Source organism: Verticiella alkaliphila, assembly GCF_018904615.1.
Lineage (GTDB): Bacteria > Pseudomonadota > Gammaproteobacteria > Burkholderiales > Burkholderiaceae_B > Verticiella > Verticiella alkaliphila.
In genome coordinates this window covers 1-2853 of the sequence record NZ_JADCNH010000090.1, presented here as the reverse complement: position 1 = coordinate 2853, position 2853 = coordinate 1, and the positions used below count along the sequence as shown (strand labels likewise).

Annotated in this window: 2 protein-coding genes; both read left to right on the top strand. The window is 66.4% G+C overall.

The features are described from left to right. Positions 1-54: 54 nt before the first annotated feature. Positions 55-1308, top strand: a complete 1254-nt coding sequence (locus IMZ29_RS22300; protein ID WP_253207384.1) for an RsmB/NOP family class I SAM-dependent RNA methyltransferase — start codon at positions 55-57, stop codon at positions 1306-1308. A gap of 237 nt (positions 1309-1545) precedes the next feature. After that, positions 1546-2745 (top strand): DesA family fatty acid desaturase, encoded by a 1200-nt coding sequence (locus tag IMZ29_RS22295; RefSeq protein ID WP_216188463.1) that lies wholly within the window; start codon positions 1546-1548, stop codon positions 2743-2745. The last annotated feature ends 108 nt before the right edge of the window (positions 2746-2853 follow it).

Below are 2853 nucleotides of genomic sequence, written 5' to 3'. Positions count from 1 at the left end.
CGTGGCGGCCCCACCGGCGCCCGGCCCCCACGCGGCGGCCAGGATCGGCCGCGCTTGCCGCCACTGGCCGTGCGCATCGACCAGGTGCGCGATGCCCTGGCTGAGATCCTGCAGTGGGCTGGCGCGGCGGATGCCGTCCTGTCGCGCTGGCTGCGCGCCCACCCGAAGCTGGGCTCCCGTGACCGCGGTGAGGTCGCCGAGGCGGTGTACGCCGCGCTGCGCCACCTGCGCCGCTATCGCCAGATGGGTGAAAGCGGGCAGGGCAGCGCCACGCGCCGCCTTGCCATTCTGGCCCTGGCCGACACGCTTGGGCCCGAGGCCATCCGGCCGGTCTTGCAGCCGGCAGAGGAAGAGTGGCTCACGCGCGTGCGCCGTATCGACGCCTCGTCGCTTCCGCGCGCCGTGCGCTACAGCCTGCCGGATTGGCTGGACGAAGCCTTCGGCCGGCTGGACGATCCCGAGTCGCTCATGGCCTCGCTCAACGTCCAGGCCGCGCTCGACATCCGCGTCAATCCCCTGAAGACCGATCGCGACACGCTCATGGCCGCCATGCAGGGCGACGGTGCCGTCGTGCCCGAGGCGACTCCCTGGTCGCCGTGGGGCATGCGCCTGCCGGCGGGCACGCCCCTGCAGCACTGGGCGCGCTTTCTGGACGGCAGCGTCGAGGTGCAGGACGAGGGCAGCCAGCTGCTCGCCTTGCTCGTCGGCCCCAAGCGCGGCGAGATGATCGTGGATTTCTGCGCCGGGGCCGGTGGCAAGACGCTCTTGCTGGGCGCGCTCATGCGCTCGAGCGGGCGTCTGTACGCCTTTGACGTGTCCGAGGGCCGCCTGCACCGGTTGGGCCCCCGTCTGGCCCGCAGCGGGCTCTCCAACGTGGAACCCGTGCTCATCCAGCACGAGAACGACGCCCGGGTGAAGCGCCTGGCGGGCAAGGCGCACCGGGTGCTGGTCGACGCGCCGTGCACGGGCACGGGCACGCTGCGCCGCAATCCGGACATCAAGTGGCGTCAGGATCCCGCCGCACTGCCTTCGCTCTACGCCCTGCAGGCGAGCATCCTGGCCTCGGCCGCGCGCTGCGTGGCCCCGGGCGGGCGGCTCGTGTACGCCACGTGCAGCCTGCTGCCCGAGGAGAACGAAGCGCAGGCCGAGGCCTTCCTCGCGGCGCACCCTCAATTCACCTTGGCGCCCGTCGGTGAGATCCTGGCTGGCCGCAGCGAGGTGCCCGTCGATGGGCCCTTCCTCAAGCTGCGTCCGGATCGCCACGGCACCGACGGATTCTTCGCAGCGGTTTTCACGCGAACTTCCTGAGCCCTGGCTTGTCTGAAGAGGCGGATGTGACGGCTTCGGCCCATCACACCGCCCGTCGCCCGCGGCCACGGCAGGAGGAATGCCAAGCGCATTCTCCAGGCACTGTGGGCTCCGAATGGTACCGATTTGCCAACACTTTGATGCAGATCATTGATGGTTGGTGACAAATGCGGTATCGTCCCCGGCGCCGTCGATAGTACCCTGACGGTATTGCGGCAGCGCCGCTCGCGAGGTTATATGGACGCTTTGATTTCCTTCGTCACCAACGGCATTCTCAATGCCTCCTGGTGGCAGATCGTGCTGTTCACCCTGGTTGTGACTCACATCACGATCGCTGGGGTCACCATCTTTCTGCACCGCTCCCAGGCTCACCGGGGGGTGGATCTGCACCCGGTCGTCTCACATTTCTTCCGTTTCTGGCTGTGGCTTACCACGGGCATGGTCACGAAGGAGTGGGTCGCCATTCACCGCAAGCACCACGCGCGTTGCGAGCGCGAGGGCGATCCTCACTCGCCCATGGTCTACGGCATCAACCGCGTCCTGTTCCAGGGCGCCGAGCTCTATCGTATCGAGAGCGACAATGCCGAGACGATGAAGAAGTTCGGCCATGGCACGCCGGACGACTGGATGGAGCGCAATGTCTATTCTCGCCACACCACCCTGGGTATCTTCACCATGCTGGCCATCGATCTCGCCCTCTTCGGCGTGCTCGGCCTGACGGTGTGGGCCATCCAGATGGCGTGGATCCCGTTCTGGGCTGCCGGCGTGGTCAATGGTATCGGCCACTACGTGGGCTACCGCAACTTTGCCAGCCCGGACACCAGCACGAACATCTCGCCCATCGGCATCCTGATCGGCGGTGAAGAGCTGCACAACAACCACCACGCGCATGCGTCGTCGGCCCGTTTCTCGAGCAAGTGGTATGAGTTCGACATCGGCTGGATGTACATCAGCGCCATGCAGGCCGTTGGCCTGGCCAAGGTGAAGAAGGTGGCCCAGCGCCCGCAGATGACCACGGACAAGTCCGCGGCGGATCTGCAGACGCTCCAGGCTGTCATCACCCACCGCTACGAGATCATGGCCCGCTATGCCGACATGTTCAAGCAGGCCTGCCGCGAAGAGATCGATCGTCTGAAGCGCACGTCGCCGCAGGGTTCGGTCGAACCGCTGCGCCAGGTGCAGTCCACGCTGCGCCGCAGTGATCCGGAACTGCTCCCGGTGGAACGTCGCCAGGAGATCAACCAGATCATCGCCCAGCACGGCGTGCTCGCCACGCTGTCGCAGATGCGCGACGAACTCTCCCGCCTGTGGGACAGCTCGAGCGCCTCGAGCGAGAAGCTGCTGCATGATCTGCAGGACTGGTGCGCTCGCGCCCAGAAGAGCGGCATCAAGCAGCTGGAAGAGTTCTCGCTGCGCCTGCGCCAGTACGCCGCGTAAGCGGTCCGGTGGCAGAAAAAACCCCAGGCTTTGAACTGCACCCCAAAAGTTGGACACGGATCCAACTTTTGGGGTGTTTTTCATGGCGAAGTACGACGAGCAGTTCAA

Excerpts from the sequence above, each read along its gene's own strand:
- IMZ29_RS22295 (WP_216188463.1), top strand. The coding sequence starts at position 1,546 with ATGGACGCTTTGATTTCCTTCGTCACCAACGGCATTCTCAATGCCTCC.